Consider the following 16,479-nt stretch of genomic DNA (forward strand, 5'->3'; position numbering starts at 1 on the left):
GTCGGGCGCCGTCGCCCGAGCGGGCTCAGCCGGCGTTCCGCAGCCAGCCGCGGAACGCCTTGACCGCCGCGTGCTGGTCCGGCCAGCGGACGAAGCGCGCGAGCGCGACGAGGTCCAGATCCGGGAGCAGCTCGCTGGCCGCGATGGCCTCGTACGCCTCGCCGCGCAGCGCGTGGAGGTGGAAGGCGTCGTTCTCCCAGAACCAGACCTCGCGGACGCCGAGACCGCTGTAGACAGACAGCTTGTCGATTCCGCCGCTCGTCAGCGCGACCTCGATTGCGATATCGGGGAACTCCTTGATCGGCTCGCCGACGCAGTAACACTCGTCGGGCTCGAGGCCGCGTGCCTTGGCCTCGCGGCGGAACGTGGCCGAGCCGTAGCCGTAGAGCGGCACATCCCGCTCCAGCGCGAAGAGCTCGATCAGGCGGGCGATGAGCGTCTTCGCCAATTCGTGATCGATGGACGGGCTCATCAGCTCCAGCGTTCCCTCACAGAAGGTCATCCGCAGGCCAGGCCTGTCCAGCTCGTCCCGCAGCCTCACGTAGGTCTGCCAGGGGACCCCGTGGAGCACGAACCGCTGCTCACCCGCGGGAGCGGTCGGGGACGGAAACGGCATGTGCACGGCGGCAACCATGGGCGCTCACGCAGGATAGCACGCGCGCCCCGCGCGCCGCCGCCCTCACACGCCGCGACGGTCCACCTCGAGCGCCTCGCGCCGCGCCGCCAGGAGCTCCGCCCGCTCTTCCACGGTGCCCGGGCCGACGTCGACCACCTCGAAGCCGGCCGCGCGGTACAGCGCGCCGAGCCGCTGGTTGATCCGCTCCGCCTCGGCGGCCCGCGCCTCGCTGCTCCTGCCCCAGCGCGGCGCCTGCAGCGCCGGCATCACGGCGAACACGAACACAAGCGCATAGCGCTCGAACGCGGGCTCGCCGGGCGGCCAGGGATACGCCGTCTCTCCGCTCGTGCGCAGGTAGTACTCGACCGGATCGAGATACCCGCGCTCCAGCCAGTCCCCATCCCTCGCCTCCGCCTCGATCGCCTTTTGCGTCTCCAGCACCCGCGCGGCGAACTCCCGCTTGCGGCACAGGGGACAGACGTGGTCCGGCGCGTCGATCGGGCGAAACGGCGCGTCGGGCGGATGCCCGTGGGTGCGCGCCCCGAGCTCGTCGAGCACGCGCCGGTGCGCCTCGCCGTGCACGCGGTAGCCCCGCGTGGTCGCGAGGTGGCGGAGCGTCGTGGTCTTGCCGCACGAATAGGCCCCGGTCGCGACGAAGAGGCGCTTGCTCGTCTCCGGCGCCCTCATCGCCGCGCCCACCACACCGACCCGGCGCCGCGCTCGATCGGCCGCCTGGCCACGGACATGAAGTGGGCTGTCGCGTCCACGACGCCCGCGTGCTCCTCGTTGTGATCGTGGCCACCGACGACGCCGCCGGGCTTGAGCTTCGGCCACCAGGCCTCGAGATCGGCGAGCACGGCCGCGCGATCGTGCGAGCCGTCGAGAAACACGAGATCCAGGCTCGCGTCGGCGAAGCGCGCCGCCGCGTCCGTGGACGGCATCCGGAGGACGTGGGGCCTTATCCCGAGCGCCTCCATGTTCGCCCGGAACGCGCCCGGCACGTCCTCCGCGGCCAGGAGGGCGCGATACCGCGCGTCGTAGGCATCGCTGGAGCCGTCCCACGTGTCGACGCAATGGAGCGCAACGCCGTTCCTCGCCGCGAGCCGCCCGACGTACGCCGTGGAGAGCCCCTTCCAGGAGCCCACCTCGACCATCGCGCCGCCCCGGAGCGAGCGCACCAGCGCGCGGTACGCGAGGCCGTCTTCCTCGGAGAACCAGCCCTGGATGGGCTCGACCCGCGTCACCGGGAACAGCGCGAGGAGCGCCGCCTGCTTCCGCGCCGGATCGCGGTATTCGTACTGCCGGTCGCACAGCTTGACGAAGCAGCGGGCGTCGTGTGCGACGAACAGCGGTCGCTCGATCGCGGCGAATTTCTTGAGCGACGTGGACCGCTCCGGCTCCCGCTCTCCGCGCCGGATCTCCTCGGCGGTGGTCGCGAAGATCACGTCCTCGTGCCGGATCGGGCGCCCCTGTTCCGGGCCGTCGGTCCACGGCCGCTCTCCCGGATATCCGGCGCGGTCGGTGCCGTGCTCGAGGAGGCGAGCCAGCTTGTCCGCCTCGCTCGCGCGGAACAGGAGAGGGCCTGTGACGCCGCGCGCGTCGAGCTCGTCCAGCACCTCCTCGAGGAAGAGCAGGTTCCGGCCGATGTACGGAACGGGGATGACGGGCGGCGTCATGACGGGTCGAGGGACGCGCGCGCCGCCGGGGGCGGGCCCAGGATGCCGTCCCAGGGCTGCCAGGTGGACGCGAGCCGCGCGTTCGGGTGGAAGATGAGCTCGTGGACGATGCCCGGGCCCGAGCGCTTCGTCTCCTCGAGCTGGGCGAGGTCGGCCTCCTCGAAGACCACATCGATGTCCTCGAAGCGGAACACCTCGACATAGTAGTAATAGCCCACGATCTGCCGCTCGAACGAGAACCGCGCGTCGGCGCTGAGCGCGTCGAGGATCGGCTCGAGCTGGACGCGGCTGCGATCGCTGTATTTCACGACGTGGTTCTCGACCACCGCGGTCGGGTCGGTCTTCATCAGCTGCCGGAAGATCACGTTGTCCACGCCGAGGGACCGGGCGAACCGCAGATAGGCCACAATGGCATCGACCGAGTCGATCTGCCCCGAGAGGAGCACGCAGGAGAGGCGCACCCGGGTGCCGCCCGCCGCTGCCGCCGAGACGACGCTGCGCAGCTCATCGACGCTCAGGCCGTCTTTCATGACCATCAGCCTGGCGTTCGTGTCGTGATCGGGGTGGGCGCGGCTGATGTTGAGGTGCTGCACGCCGGTGTCGACGATCCAGTCGATCAACCGCTTTCCGTCGCGCCGCTGGAGCAGCCCCGAGCCGTTCGTGGTGAGCGTCCGCTTGCGCCCTCGGCGGGCCTGCCCGAGGGCGAGGATGCGGGGCAGCCGCGGATCGTGGCTCGGCTCGCCGCCGGTGATGGATACCGTCGGATCGAGCGGCCTCAGCGCGTCGAGGGACTCGGCCATGGCGTCGAAATAGCGAGCGTCGTCCTCCTCGACGGTCTTCTGCAGCGAGAGGCTCCGCCCGCGCGACGCCGGCCTGAGCTCCTCGACGCAGAAGTGGCATTTCGCATTGCAGGGCTGCCGGCTGTAGATGGAGAAGTTCGCGTTGCGGTAGATCTCGACCGGCCGGCCCCACAGGTCGAAGCGCACCGTCTCGCCGGCGGTGCTGTTGCCGGTCAGGTCGAAGGCGCGGCTCTTCAGGCGGCGCCATCCGTCGCGGAAGGGGCGCGCGCTCACGGCAGGCTCCGCATGGCGTCGGAGCGCGCCACGAGGTCGGGCCCGAAGGCGCGGCCGTCCGGGTTGAGCATCGTGAAATGGGTGCCGACGAGGAACGGCTCGTCCCAGTCCTCGCGCTTCTGCGCGAAGCCGTAGCGCTGGAGGTGGAACACGTTGGCGAGCGCGAGGAGCCCCGCGTCGCGCACCGCCTCCACGACCCACGCGTCGCCGTCGGCCTCGGTCTTGCGCAGCCGGACGTTGAGGACGAGCTGGCGGTCGCCGCCGAGCGCGGCGAGCCGATCGCGAATGGCGCGCGCGAGGGGGAGGAGGCCGCTGTCGTGCTCGAGCAGGTGGTGGTTGATCGAGAGCTTGAGGGTGGTGGGCTCGCCGAGCTTCTGGAGCCAGGCGTCGAGCCCGGCCGGGTCGCGCGGGATCTCGACGCCGTTGGTGACGACGACGACGCGCGCGCAGCGGGGCTCGGCGCGGGCGAGGCGCACCATCTCGTCGAAGTGCGGGTGGATGGTGGGCTCGCCGCCCTCGAGCTGCACCTCGAAGGCGCCCTCGGCCGGGAAGCTCTCGCGGTAGCGGTCGAGGGCGAGGAAGGTCCGGCCGCGGGGCGACGAGCAGGTGCAGCACCAGGGGCAGGCGCGGTTGCAGTGGTTCGTGGTGGCCACGTAGAGGCGGTGCGGCCGGTCCGCCGTGGGGCGGTCGAGCGGGAGCGCGCCGGTGAGCGTGGCGTTCTGGGGTCTCGTCGCGGTCGGCATGGGGCCTCCAGCGAGGAGGATACGGCGGCGGGGGGAGGGGATGAAGGAGATCTGGGGGGCGCGGATCAGGGGGCCGGGGCCATGGTGCCGAGGCCGAAGTGCGAGGCGTAGCCGAGGGCGATCGGGCCGCGGACGGGCTCGCGAAAGGTGATGCGCAGGCCGAGGCTCGTGGCGACGGGCGGGCGCTGCTCGGGCTTGAAGAGGCGCACGTTGCGGAAATGGCGCCAGCGCGTCGCCAGGCGCTCCTCCACTCGAGGCGCACCCTCCTCGGGCGCCGCGGCCGCGACGCGGACCTCACCCGGGTGCCGTCGGTCCCAGAGGTCCCAGAAATCGCGCGCGGCGCAGTAGTCGCCTCCATCGAGCTCCACCTCGATCCGCTCCGCGGGCGGCAGATTGCGGGATGCGAGCTCCGCCTGGATCTGACCCTCCAGCGAGTTCGCTCCCTGCCTCTTCAGGTGCCGCGGAGGCACGAAGGGCAGCACGCTCGTCCAGACCCTGGCGGCCCTGACATACGGCACCGCCTGCTCGAAGTCCTCTCGGGTGCCGACGCCCACCAGCGTGACGAACGTGCACATCTCCTTCGTGTAGAACTTTCGCACGCGGGAGAGCGCTTCGCGCGCGCGCTCGTCCAGCGTCATCGCTACATGCACGAGCACGTGATCGATGTGGTCCGCGCGACCGAGCGATGCTGGCAGGAGCCACGCGTGTCCATGTCCCTTGAGCGGCTCTGCATGGGAATCCTTGCCGGTCAGGCAAGGAGAAGGCCCGAGGCCGTCGCCGCGGTCCGAGTGGCGAATGAGTGCCGCGTGGAGCACCTCCATGCGGAGCAGGCCGTCGACGAGGCGCGGCAGAACCTCACCCCGCGCGGTGTTGGACGCGAGCGCGAGCAGCGCTGTATCCTCCCGCTTCTCGCGGCGATTGGCAGCGCGTGTCGCCCGGACAGGCACCTTCGCCAGGGCGTCGCGGCCGCGCCAGTACGACAGCCACCGGCTGCCGGGCGGCTGACTCCACCCGTCCCGCTGGAGATCGCTGGTGTCCTTGAGCAGCGCAGCGAGGAGGTCCGCGGGGTAGATGGCGTCGAGCTTCGCGGCCTCCTTCGAGGCCGCGCTCTTCTTCGGCGCCCTCGCGCCTCGCCGCGCGGGCTCTTCCTGCTCGGTCGCGCGCGCTCCGCCCACGCGCTCCCTTCGGAAGGCTGCGTACTCCACCGCGTCCATCGGCGCGAGCAGCGAGACGCGCTCGTAGCCCGGCCCGGGGGCGCACTCCGATGCGCGGCACGGAGACAGCTCCTGCGGCAGGACGTCCGTGACCTCGGCAGCAACCCACGACTCGGCGCGACCCAGGTAACTCAAGTGCTCCGCGAGCGCCTCGAAGAGCGCTCGCTCCGCCGCTGCGGGCTCCACCTCCCAGGTAACACCGAGCACGGCGCCGTCGCCGCGTCCGACGAACGCGAACGCGTCGAGCACCTTCGCCGTGGCGTTCCTGTGGACGGGCATGTAGTGGCGCGTATGGCCCGTCGATGCAGGCGGGAGGTGGTAGACGGGCGGCGACGCCGCTAACCGCTCTATCAATGACCGGCCTTCCGGCGGCACGGTCGTCCAGCCGAGTCGGACGAAGCCGGTCGCGAGGAGCGCACGGCAGAGGCGCCATGGGCTCGGCGGCCACTCGATATCCCCCTCGTTGACGTGCCGGCCCCAGGGGGTCGCGTGGTACGAACCGGCCAGGAACCGAATCGCTAGCCGCAGCATCAGGAAGAGAACGTGACGGTCGTCGGAGCGCCGGCGCCCGCGAAGAGGTCTTTGCACGCCGCGATCGCCGAGGGCAGCTCCGCCCGCAGCGCGGCCGCGGGCGGCACGACGAACGACTCGGGGCGAACTACGCGCAGCGACCCCTGGGGCGCGAGATCGCACGCTGTCCGCAGGCGCATGTCGCCTTCCAGCAGCGCCGCGATCTTGTAGAGCGCGAGCAACGTGAGCAGCCGCTCCGCGGCCGCGCCGAGGCCGTAGCCGCGGATCTGGTGCAGATCGAGGCTGAAGAACGCGGTGATGCGCTTTGCCGTGTACTCGTCGCGGTGGAACGGCACGTTGCCGAAGCCCTTGCCCGTATCGCCGCTCGGGTTAACCGCGTCGTTCTTGACGCCGCCGGAGGCGGCCACGCGCACGTCCTCGGCCTCGATGAACGAGGACAGCGCGCGCTCGATGCGCAACCGACCGCCCACGAGGTCGGGCTTCGCGAGGAAGAGGCCGTGAAGCAGCGTGCTCGCGTCGTAGCGAAACACGATGGCCGCGAGCTTCCTGCGATCGATCGGTCCCTCGGCGAGGGGAGCGGTCTCGTCCTTTAGCCGGTTGAAGAACGACTTGTCCTTGCTTTCCAGGATGTATGGCGAGTTGAGCCGGTGCGCTTCCGTGATCGAGCTCGTGAGATAGCTTTTGTCCGGTCGGACCACGCGTACGTACGAGAGCCCCTTCAGCTCGGGGGTCAGGTCCTGCGCGGCCCGGTCCCAGCACACCGCTTCGAGCCGGTTGGCCATGCTCTGCGCGCTCTCGACGAGCAGCCTTTGCCCGCCGTTCACGGGGTCCTCGAAGACGCTCGCGCCCAGGTCCGGAAAGCCGGTCGGCTGGAAGCGGACCCCCTGCACGGGTCGAAGCTCCTGCTCGAGCAGAAGGCGAGAGGGGTACGGGGCGCGATCGGGGAGCAGGGCGCTGAGATCGATGGGCATGATCACTCCGATGTTGCAGGTGCCGCGGGGGGCGGCATGGACGGCGCGTCCTCGACCGCGTGACTCGCCGGCTTGCAGACGAGGCCGAGGAGGTATGCGAGATCCTCGGGCGCGACAGGGATGGCGAGCGTCGCGGCGAGGCGTCGCGCGAGATCGGCGGAGCCCGCGACGAGGCGCAGCTTCGGGCGGGTGCCGGCCGCTGTCAGCGTGCGAACCGCCGCCGCTCCTGCGTCGTGCAGGCGGCCCGCGACGAGCAGGCGCAGCGGCGCCGGATCCAGGCGCGGTTCCAGCGGGGGCAGGTCGCCGGCGCCATCGCGGCCGGAAGTAGGCCGGGCGTTCACCGCGTCGGGCGTGTACGCGAGCCGGAAGAGCCCGTGCAGCGCCGACGGGCGCTCGGGGCGCGGCGCGCGCGAAGGCCGTGGCGCACGCCTCCAGTTGACCGGCATCAAGGCGCGCGACAGCCCGGCGACACGCGCCTCGTCGACCGCGCCGTCCAGGAACAGCGCGACATCGTCCAGGTGCGCGTACGCGCGGCCGCGCAGGGGGAAAGCGCGCGCCCCGTGGAGCGGGGCCTCGATCATGCGGCGCAGCGCCACGGCCGCGAGATCGTCGACGAGATCGCGGCCGGCCCAGACGACGCGCGGGTCGCGCACGAGGCCGTCGGCGCCGAAGGCGAGGCGGCGGAAGCCAGAGCGCGGATCCAGCGGGAGGCAGTGAGCCCGGATCGGCCCGAGCTCGTCCGCGCCGGCGCGCTCCGCCGGACCTGCTTGCGACGCGATGGCCGCAGCGAGGCGCAGCTCGGCAGAGCCGTCGTCGGCCGCTCGCAGCCACTCGGGCGACAGCGGCGGAAGCGGCCCGAGCCAGGGCGCTGAAGCCGCGACCTTCGGCCGCGAGACGAGCGCGCTCTCCGCCTCGGCCAGCCCGAGGAGCAGCCGTTGCCAGCGCTCCGGCGACCCGTCGCGACACACCGCGAGCATCGCCGCCTCGACGCGGCGGAGCGCGCGGCCGAGCGCCGCAGGCGCGCTGTCGCCCTGACCCAGTCTGCGCAGGTCCTCGACCCAGGGGTCGATCTCGTCGAGCAGCTGCGATCGCGACGAGGCGCCGGCGCGATCGTCCGCCTCGACCGCCCATCGGCCGAGCGGCACCGCGAGGTTCGCCTGCCCGTTGCGCTCGATGTAGCCGAACCGGACAAACTCGCGGACGCCGCGGGCGACGCCCAGGCCGGCGACCGCGCGCGCCGCGTCGATGGCGTGGATCGCCTGCCGCTTCTCGGGGCTCGCGACGAGCCGGCCTTCGGCGAACAGCGCGCGCACCTCGGTCAGCGTCGCCGCGCCCTCCCAGAGCGGCATCCACTGCTCGCCGCGCTGGTTGCCCTCGTCGACCGCGCACGCGCTGGCGTAGCCGCCGGCCCGCGCGCGCACGGCGAACGGGGCGGCCGCCTGCACGAGGTTGCCGCTCTCGAGCCTGCGCACCGCCGCGACCGGCAGGAGCAGCGCGCCTTCGAGCAGCAGGACGAAATCCCAGGGATTTACGAGGGATTCGCCCACATAACCCGACGCCTGGTTCGGCCCGCCGGCGTTCCCCGGCACGAACTGCCCGACGGCGCGCCGCTCGAGCCCCGGGGCCGGCTCGCCGAAGAGCGCCGCCGCGAGCAGCGGATGTGCCCCGGGGCGCGCATCGCCGGTCGTCGGATAGAACAGCTCGACGAGGCGCTGCATGCGGTTGTTGGTGAAATCGAGCCGGCCATCGTTGCCGCCCGTCCCGAGCAGCGCTGGGTACCGCGCGGCATCGCCCGTCAGGACCACCGCGGCGTCGAGCCACGCGAGCATGGGCTCGGGCCACGTGCGCCGGCAGGCGCGGATCATCTCGAGCTTCTCGTCGCCTTTCGGGCTCTCGGATCGCGCAGCCACGAGGCTGCGCCCGGCAGCGATGGCCTCGCGGTAGAGCGCAAAGCGGGCTGCCGGCGACGACGAGAGGGGCTCGATGCCGTCCTTCGTGTCCTTGGGATAGAAGCCGCTGCCGCCGTTCCACGGCGCGATGATGGGCGATGGGGCGTACGCCTCGAGGAAGAAGCGCGTCAGCCCATCGCGATCGAGCGATGTGACGAGCTCGAAGCGCCCGTTGTTCCAGCGGGCGCGCGCGCGCCGATCCGCCTGGCCGGCGACGGCGCGCAGGACGCCCAGCGCCTTGAGGTAGCCGGCGATCGGCTCGGGCGTGCACCCGGCGAGGTGATGCAGGTGCAGGCTCATGAGGTCGCATCCATCGAGGCGCGCACATCGGCGGCGCGGAGCAGCGCCTCCAGGTAGGCGAGCGTGAAGGGGCCCCACGCCTCGAGCAGCCCCGCGACGCGCTCGCTCCACGACACGCCGTAGCGCGCCCCGACGCCGAGCGCGGCGAGCTCGAGGGACAGCGTGAGCGACGGCACCTGAGCGTCGCCCTGCGCGGCGGCGAGCGCGAAGGGCTCGAGCGCGTCGCGGTCGCGCACGCCGTGGATGTCGCCGTGGCCTGCTCTCTGGTCGAGCGGTGTGCTCGTCCAGGCTGTGCGCACCTTGCCGTGGTGCGCACAGACGAGGAAGGCGACGAGGTTGAGCTCCTCGTCGGAGAGGCCGGCGAGCTCGCGCGCGAGCGGATGGCTCTCGTCGATCGCGTCCTCGGGCGGAGCCGCCGACAGGGGCTCGCCCAGCGCGGCGAGGAGCTCCGCGCAGCCTCCGAGCAGCGCGGCGTGCCGCGGGTTCGCGCGGCGGAGCAGCGAGAATAAGGCGAGGACGCTCGCGAGCTCGTGGCGGAAGCCCGGCCGCGTCGGGTAGCCGTTTCCGGTCCACGCCCCGTCGGGCGCCTTGGCGAGGTCTCGGCGCTGGCCGACTTCGCCGGCCTTCGCGCGGGCGTCTTGCCGGATGGCGTCCTGGAACACCGCGTGTGCCTTGCCCGCGTCGTGCCAGCGCGCGGCGAGCTCCAGGAGCTCCGCGAGCCGCTCCGGCAGCCGGAGCGCCGTCGCGATGTCGCGCAGCTGCTCGGCCGTCTCGCGGCCGTGCGTGGCGATGTTCTTCCAGGCCGCGTGCGAGAGGCTGTCGTCCTCCGCGGCCTCGGCGCTCTGATCGAGCCGCAGCGCCGCCCTCTCGGCCGGCTCCGCCGGTGGAACGACGGGCACGACCTCGGCGCTCGCCTTCGGGTTCCAGCCGAGGTCCGCCGTGTACCCGCCTGCGGACGAGGGCAGGAGCAGCGTGCTCCCCGGCGGAATGCGATCGACCTCGTCGACTCGGATGTAGGCGCCGAGCACGTAATCGAGCGTGAAGGCGGGGCGCCCGCCGCGATCGGCGCGCACGAAGTCGCGCAGCTCGCGGACCGGGACGGGGCAGAGCTCGGCGCGGTGCACCCGTCCGACCTGCTCACGGGATAGGGTCCTGCTCGCCGGGTCGACAGACCTCCAGAAGACGCGGACATCGCGGTCCTCCCCGCTCCGGATGTATCGCCCGACATCGAGATCGCTCCCGGTGAGGTCGGGCGTCGTGTCGAACAGATCGTCGACGTCGCGGCGGCGCAGGATGTGGGCCGGCGTATAGCGATAGAGCCGGCCGAGCAGCTCCGGGGCGCACGCCTGCTCGAAGGCGTCCACCGCGCGGGGCGAGGCGTCGCCGGCGCTCCGGGCGAGCTTAGCGATGGCCTCGGCGGCGGCGTCGAGCTCGGCCTCGGCGTACGGCGCGGCGGTCTTCGTCTTGCCGAGCACCACGATGGCGCCGGACTCCCCCTCGTAGCGGGCGCAGCGCCCGAATCGCTGGACCAGGCTCGACCACGGCGCAAGGTCGGTGATCAGCAGGCGCGCCGAGACATCGACGCCTGCCTCGACGACCTGCGTGGCGATGATGATGCGCCCTTCGCTGGGGAGCTTCTCGGGGTGGCTTGCGGCGCGGCTCAGGAAGTCGTGGCGCCACTGCGCCCGTTCGGCGCCGCGGAAGCGGCTGTGAACGAGCTTGAGCTCCGGCGCGCCAGGCCTCCGGACACGCATCTTTCCTTTGCGCTCGTGACACCGATCGTCGAGCGCCTGGAAGAGGTCGACGGCGCGCTGGACCTGGTTGACGACGACGAGCGAGAGCGTGCCTGGTCGGTGCATCTCCAGCGCGAGCTTGGCGACGTCGGCCTCGGCGGTGGCGTCGCCGAGCTCGATCGACTTGCTCACCTCCCACAGGCCACCTTGGCGCTCGGCCTCCGGGATGCGCACGGCCTGTTCGTCGAGGGCGGCGACCTGTCCTCGGAAGTCGACGGTCTCGAGCCACCAGGGCTGGAGCGTGGCGCTCATCCACCATGCGTGGCTGGGCCGCAGCCGTCGTCGCGCGGTCGCGTCGTGGTCGCGGAAGGCGGCGAGCTGCGCGCTCGTGGCGAGCCCGGCGTCCATGAGCTGGATCTCGTCGAAGACCCAGAGCGCGTCCAGGCTCACGAGGCCGAACGGCCATGGCCACCACGCGCGGCCCGTCCCGTAGCCGCGGTTCATCGCGCGCGAGAGCAACATGTCCTGCGTTCCGAGCAGGATGGCCGGCTGCTCGGGCGCGAGCTCCCAGCGCTGGGCTTCGACGCCGCCCATGAGGACGTGCACGGCGACGGAAAGCCTCGAGCGCTCGATCCATGCCTTGATGTCGGCCTCGGTCTGCTCGACGAGCGTGCGCATGGGGAAGCAGAAGACGAGGCGCGTGGGCCAGCCGAGGTCCTCGCGGAGCACGCGATGGTAGAGCCAGGGCAGCACGACGCCGGCCGTCTTGCCGAAGCCGGTCGGGATGCGAAGGAGGCGGTGCTCGCAGCGTGTCGCCTCGCCGAGGGCGCGCTGCCAGTCGTGCGGTGAGAAGCGGGCGACGGTCTGGAACCAGGCGGCGTAGGGCGGGGGAGGCATCACGTGCGGACGTTCCAGGTGACGGGCGCGCGGGGACGCGCCGCCTGCCGGCCAGCGCAGCTTCGCAGAAGAGCGAGGGCAGGGGAAGCAGGGGAAGCGTGAGATCGACGCCGGCGGCGCCTCATCCTCGCTGTCTTGAACGCTCGAGCGCTGCGCGCAGGATCGGCAACGTCCGCAGGTCCTGCGGACGAGCGGCCTTCATTTTGACCTCGATCAGCCCCTCGAGGGAGAGGACACGAATCGAAAGCCGCGGCGTCTCCAGCGTGACCGTCCGGTCGACGAGCGCCTCATAGGTGGTCTCGTCGTCGTGCATGCTCAATGTGCCGAGGAGGTCCAGCGGACCGAACTTCGTGAGCAGGAGCTTGGGGCCATGCGTCAGGAGGTGCGACTCCGCGGGAACGATACGGCGGCCTGTGAGATCGCGGAAGCGGGCCTCGAGGACGGACAGCGCGTCCAGCAGCCGGCGGATGTTCCGGGCGTCGCGCGAGTACAGGATGTCGAGATCCTTCGTGTTCCAGTCTGCGCCTTGCAGGCTTGCAGCCACGCCGCCGATGACGATGAACTCGACCTCGTGATCCTCGAGGACGTCGAGGATGCGACCGAACGGAACACCCGCGTACGACTCGATCATCTCAAGCCTTTCCCTCGGCGTCATGTCGAGCACCCAGTCGATCAGGGTCAGATCGACGCCCTCCTCGTTGTACGTGGGAGCGGCGAGCGCAGCGGCTTCCTCGGCGGCCAGGCGTTCCTCCAGCTCCGCGTAGATCGCGTCCGAGGCAGCGAGCGCTTCGTCGAGATCTGCGACGTCTCCCTGGACGAGGCAGGCAGCGCTCTGCTCGATCCGCTGACCGGTCCATCGCCCGGTGGCCACGATGATGCCGTCCCTCAGGATGTCCACCCGGGGGCCATCGACGAGTGCGGTATACCCTGTGCTCGGCATGACGGTGCGAGCATACCGCGGCAGGGCCGCGAGGTCACCCACGCTGAGCCGCCACCCTGCCGCGCGGCGCGATCCGTGGTTTTCTGCCGCGCCCGTCCTGCAGCTTGATTCTCGCACCGCCCGAATCGGAGGCAGAGAAGAATGCGCGCGGACTTGGACGGCGGCGCACTGCCTTCAGCATGCGGCCGGATCCGCGAGCCATGCGGCGAGCGCGTCTGTGGAGAGCGCCAGCCGGACATCGTCGAGGCGGTCCAGGCCGAGACGGTCGGACCGTTCGGCCAGCACGGAGCGTTCGGTCTCCGCGAGGGGTCGGTCGAGCTTCTTCTCGAACTGGGTCGCCAGCGCCTGAAGCTGCCCCGCCCTGAGCCCTTCCTTGAGACCCTCCGGCAGCGCCTCCTTCCGTGCCTCGTCGCGGATCGACTGCTTGAGCTGCTCGAACCACTGCTGAGCTTCCGTCACGATCTCCTCCTCTTCCGCGTCCTCCGCCGCGCGCGCCGAGGGTTCGGCCTGGATCTCGAAGCACAGGCGTGCCAGCCAGGGCAGGGCGATGCTCCTCTCCCAGGCGAGGCGTCCCCGGGCAGGGCGGCGAGCTCGCGGATGGCGTCGCGGAGCACGGCGCGCGCGCCGAGCAGGCGCAGCAGCAGCGTGTCGCGGGTGCGCGGGAGCTCGGCGATCACCACAACGTCGACCTGCCACCCCGGCGCGGCGCGGTAGAGCCCGGGGCGGCCGGGCTCCGGCTCGAACCGGAACGCGTCCAGCACGGTCGCGGGCCGGCCGCCGCTGAGGACGCACAGCCGCGGGAACGGCGCCTCGCCGCCGGCGCGGCGCGCGAGTTCGCGATGCCAGTGGAGCTGCTTGCGCACGCAGCCGCGCAACTCGGCCGGGCTCGGGGCGTCGTGGAAGAGCTCGAACAGGCAGGGCTCTGCCGCGAGCTCACCGAGCAGGCCCAGCTCGGCGCGCAACGTGGCGCGGGCTGGATCGGGCATGTACCAGATATCCATGGTGTCTAGGAAGAGGCGATGACCTCGGCGGCGGTGTCCGCGGCACCGACGCGCGCGATGGTGTCGCGCAGGACGTCCCTGCCGAAGGCGCCGAAGGTGCTGCGCATCGATCTGCGGCCAGCATTGGCTCGCGCGAGCGGTTCAGCAAGGCAATCTTGGTGCCTGATGTGCTGTTTTAACGAAACGAGGGAGAGCGTGAGCGCGTATGCGGGGGCAGCAGGAGCCGCAGCATTACGAGGAACGAAGCGATGTCGTTCTGGAATCGCGCTGTCAGTGCTGCCCGACGGCGCTGTGCGCCGGCGATGCCTGTCCGCGCCGTGTCGCGCGGTGACGCGGCGGCGCGTGTTCGATCGATGACGGGTGGCTGGTGGTTGCGAGCCAGAGGAGAGGCGTGAACGCGAAGCGCCCGCGCCGCTCAGCGCCCCTTGCGCCCGGCGGCTGCGGCGGGGGCGCCGGTGAGGAACGCGCCCGGCTCGGCCTGGGGCGCGGGGGTATCGCTGTCGCTGTCGTCGTCGGTCTCGTCCTCGACCTCTTCGCTCGTGACATCCTCGGCCGCGGCGGCTCTGGATGAGCTACGGCGGAAGCCGAGCTCGCGGAGGATCCTGCGGTCCTTGATGGCGGTCTGGACGATGGTGCTCCACTCCAGGTACCAGTCCCAGAGCTGCTGTTCGGCCTTCTCGAAGTCCTCGTCGGTGGCGGCGGCGGGCGGGAGCTCTGCGACGGACTCCAGCTTTCCGGCGCGGGCGAGGAGCTGCTTTGCTTCGTCGACGACGGCCTTGGTGAGGCCGCGCTTGGCGAGGATCTTGCGGCCCTCGTCGCCTTCGGCGTCGGGGCCGCCCTTTTCCTTGGACTTGGCGAGGTTTTCCCAGCGCTCGACGAAGGTGCTGACGGAGACGAGGACGGCGGCGCCTTCGGTCTGCGTGAGGTTGCGGAACAGGAATGCGTGCGCCTTCGGGGCGTGGCGCTTGAGGGTCGCGGACGCGATGGGAAACCACTTGTTCTCCCAGGCGTCGAGCGCGTTGATGAGGCCTGTGTCCGTCGCGGCGGCCGTGGCGACGAAGCCGAGCCGGGTGCGGGTGACGCGCTGGAGCAGGCGCCATCCCTCGGCGAGATCGTCATCGGAGAAGCCGTGAGCGACGAGCGCCGCGGCGACCTTGTTCTTGCGGAGCCCCATGAGCAAGAGGAGCACCCGCTCGGCCTTCTGGCCTATCGTGAGCTTGGCCATAATCCACCTCCCGGCGTATGGCTAACAAGGAGGCAGAGGGCTGTCGAGACGTCGAGTGCGTCCAAAGCGTGCTCGGCGGGCGTGATGCCGTGTCCGGGAGAAGGTGGACCTGGGCCGGCGGAAGGGGGCCGGGGGTCGGAGGGAAGGGCGCCGGCGGTCGGGGGGAAGAGAGCGTGGAGCGGGAGATGCGGCGCCCGGGGCGGCGGGCGGGAGCCCCCGGGGCGGCGGGGCGGTCCCCCTGGTCGGAAGGTGAGCGCCCCGCGGGGGATGAGGCGGGCGAGGTGGGGGGTGAGTCGGGCGAGCCGGGGGACGAGTCCGGCGAGGTGGGGGATGCGTCGGACGAGGTGGGGACGACGTGGCGCGAGGCTGGGATCGGGCGCGGCGAGGCGGGGGCAACGGCGAAGGATGCGGGGAGGCGAGCGGCGGAAGTGGGGCAGGGAGCGGCAAAGCGGCCGGGAGAACGGAAGGGCTGGGCGAGGGGAGGAGGGGGCGTGGTAGAGGAGGGGGCGTGGTAGAAGAGGGAGGGAGCACCGGCTGCGAGCGGCGGAGTGACGCGAAAAAGCCCGGGGGCGCTCGCAAAGCCGGCAGGTGTTTGAAAAGACGATGGATTTCGGGATGGCCGGGGGCGCGCGGGGCGGCCTCCGGCGGCCGGAGCGAGGGGGGCGGCGGGGACTTCTCGCAAACCGGGTTGTAAGTGCGCGAATTTCAGGTAGGCCTGGGAGGCCTCTCTCCGCCGCTGAAAGGCGGCGGCCCCATTGAAGCCGAGGTCGATGTCCGTCCACTCGAGCCGTCCGGCCTCGTCCTCTCCGCCGCTGAAAGGCGGCGGCCCCATTGAAGCCGGCCCGCGGCGAGCTCACGACGCACCCACCCGACGAGCTCTCCGCCGCTGAAAGGCGGCGGCCCCATTGAAGCGGGCTGTTCTCGGAATCGAGGTGAAAACACTCCCACCTCTCCGCCGCTGAAAGGCGGCGGCCCCATTGAAGCCCGAGCCAGGCATCGGCGGGCAGCTCGGCCGCGAAGGCTCTCCGCCGCTGAAAGGCGGCGGCCCCATTGAAGCTTGACGACGAACCGCCACCCCCCGATCTTTACGTGGCTCTCCGCCGCTGAAAGGCGGCGGTCCCATTGAAGCTCGCCCTGAAGCGCGGCGGTCGCCTGCGCGCGGATGTCGGCTCCCCGCCGCTGAAAGGCGGCGGCCCCATTGAAGCCGATCGCGATCGTTGATGTCGACGCCCGGCGCCATCAGCTCTCCGCCGCTGAAAGGCGGCGGCCCCATTGAAGCGACGCGGCTGCGGCTGCGCGCGTCCCGGCAGTGCTCCTCTCCGCCGCTGAAAGGCGGCGGCCCCATTGAAGCAGGAACGACACGAGCCGAGCATACGAGCAAGACTGACTCTCCGCCGCTGAAAGGCGGCGGCCCCATTGAAGCTTGGACCCCTCACCGCGCCATCGCCGCCCGGAGCTCTCTCTCCGCCGCTGAAAGGCGGCGGCCCCATTGAGGTCATGATCGAGTCAGCCTCGCGCTCCTCGGCGCTCGGCTCTCTCCGCCGCTGAAAGGCGGCGGCCCCATTGAGGCCTGGAGCCAAATAACCGCTGCGCCGCCGCCGCGTTCTTTT

13 protein-coding genes and 1 CRISPR repeat array (1 of these 14 only partly in view) are annotated in these 16,479 nt (G+C 71.5%); all 13 genes read right to left on the reverse strand.

The window, feature by feature from the left end; translation table 11 throughout:
* Window positions 1-25: 25 nt before the first annotated feature.
* Window positions 26-634, reverse strand: coding sequence for a Uma2 family endonuclease (locus WME98_RS25970; protein WP_437953740.1), 609 nt, complete (start codon window positions 632-634; stop codon window positions 26-28).
* A gap of 45 nt (window positions 635-679) precedes the next feature.
* Window positions 680-1,303, reverse strand: a complete 624-nt coding sequence (locus tag WME98_RS25975) for an ATP/GTP-binding protein (RefSeq protein ID WP_437953741.1) — start codon at window positions 1,301-1,303, stop codon at window positions 680-682.
* Window positions 1,300-2,292 carry a class I SAM-dependent methyltransferase gene (locus WME98_RS25980; protein ID WP_437953742.1) on the reverse strand — a complete coding sequence of 331 codons (993 nt, stop codon included), beginning with the start codon at window positions 2,290-2,292 and terminating at the stop codon, window positions 1,300-1,302. The genes WME98_RS25975 and WME98_RS25980 overlap by 4 nt, the downstream gene beginning before the upstream one ends.
* Window positions 2,289-3,365, reverse strand: a complete 1,077-nt coding sequence (locus tag WME98_RS25985) for a radical SAM protein (protein WP_437953743.1) — start codon at window positions 3,363-3,365, stop codon at window positions 2,289-2,291. Before WME98_RS25985 ends, WME98_RS25980 begins: the two co-directional genes overlap by 4 nt.
* Window positions 3,362-4,108, reverse strand: a complete 747-nt coding sequence (locus WME98_RS25990; RefSeq protein ID WP_437953744.1) for a radical SAM protein — start codon at window positions 4,106-4,108, stop codon at window positions 3,362-3,364. The genes WME98_RS25985 and WME98_RS25990 overlap by 4 nt, the downstream gene beginning before the upstream one ends.
* Before the next feature lie 65 nt (window positions 4,109-4,173).
* Window positions 4,174-5,853, reverse strand: coding sequence for a type I-G CRISPR-associated protein Csb2 (csb2, locus tag WME98_RS25995; protein ID WP_437953745.1), 1,680 nt, complete (start codon window positions 5,851-5,853; stop codon window positions 4,174-4,176).
* Window positions 5,853-6,824 carry a type I-G CRISPR-associated RAMP protein Csb1/Cas7g gene (gene cas7g, locus WME98_RS26000; protein ID WP_437953746.1) on the reverse strand — a complete coding sequence of 324 codons (972 nt, stop codon included), beginning with the start codon at window positions 6,822-6,824 and terminating at the stop codon, window positions 5,853-5,855. The genes csb2 and cas7g overlap by 1 nt, the downstream gene beginning before the upstream one ends.
* A 2-nt stretch (window positions 6,825-6,826) precedes the next feature.
* Window positions 6,827-9,073 carry a type I-G CRISPR-associated protein Cas8g1/Csx17 gene (gene cas8g1 / locus WME98_RS26005; RefSeq protein WP_437953747.1) on the reverse strand — a complete coding sequence of 749 codons (2,247 nt, stop codon included), beginning with the start codon at window positions 9,071-9,073 and terminating at the stop codon, window positions 6,827-6,829.
* Window positions 9,070-11,703: a type I-G CRISPR-associated helicase/endonuclease Cas3g gene (cas3g, locus tag WME98_RS26010; protein ID WP_437954025.1), complete on the reverse strand. Its 2,634-nt coding sequence runs from the start codon at window positions 11,701-11,703 to the stop codon at window positions 9,070-9,072. The genes cas8g1 and cas3g overlap by 4 nt, the downstream gene beginning before the upstream one ends.
* A 121-nt stretch (window positions 11,704-11,824) precedes the next feature.
* On the reverse strand, window positions 11,825-12,685 hold the full coding sequence (locus tag WME98_RS26015; protein WP_437953748.1) for a hypothetical protein: 861 nt from the start codon (window positions 12,683-12,685) through the stop codon (window positions 11,825-11,827).
* 132 nt (window positions 12,686-12,817) lie between these two features.
* Window positions 12,818-13,102: a hypothetical protein gene (locus tag WME98_RS26020; RefSeq protein WP_437953749.1), complete on the reverse strand. Its 285-nt coding sequence runs from the start codon at window positions 13,100-13,102 to the stop codon at window positions 12,818-12,820.
* Window positions 13,099-13,629 (reverse strand): hypothetical protein, encoded by a 531-nt coding sequence (locus WME98_RS26025; RefSeq protein ID WP_437953750.1) that lies wholly within the window; start codon window positions 13,627-13,629, stop codon window positions 13,099-13,101. Before WME98_RS26025 ends, WME98_RS26020 begins: the two co-directional genes overlap by 4 nt.
* A gap of 430 nt (window positions 13,630-14,059) precedes the next feature.
* Window positions 14,060-14,869: a hypothetical protein gene (locus WME98_RS26030; RefSeq protein WP_437953751.1), complete on the reverse strand. Its 810-nt coding sequence runs from the start codon at window positions 14,867-14,869 to the stop codon at window positions 14,060-14,062.
* A 726-nt stretch (window positions 14,870-15,595) separates the two neighbouring features.
* Window positions 15,596-16,479: a CRISPR direct-repeat array (repeat unit 36 nt; unit sequence CTCTCCGCCGCTGAAAGGCGGCGGCCCCATTGAAGC); it runs 705 nt beyond the window's last position.

Source organism: Sorangium sp. So ce296 (genome assembly GCF_051529605.1).
Lineage (GTDB): Bacteria > Myxococcota_A > Polyangia > Polyangiales > Polyangiaceae > Sorangium > Sorangium cellulosum_D.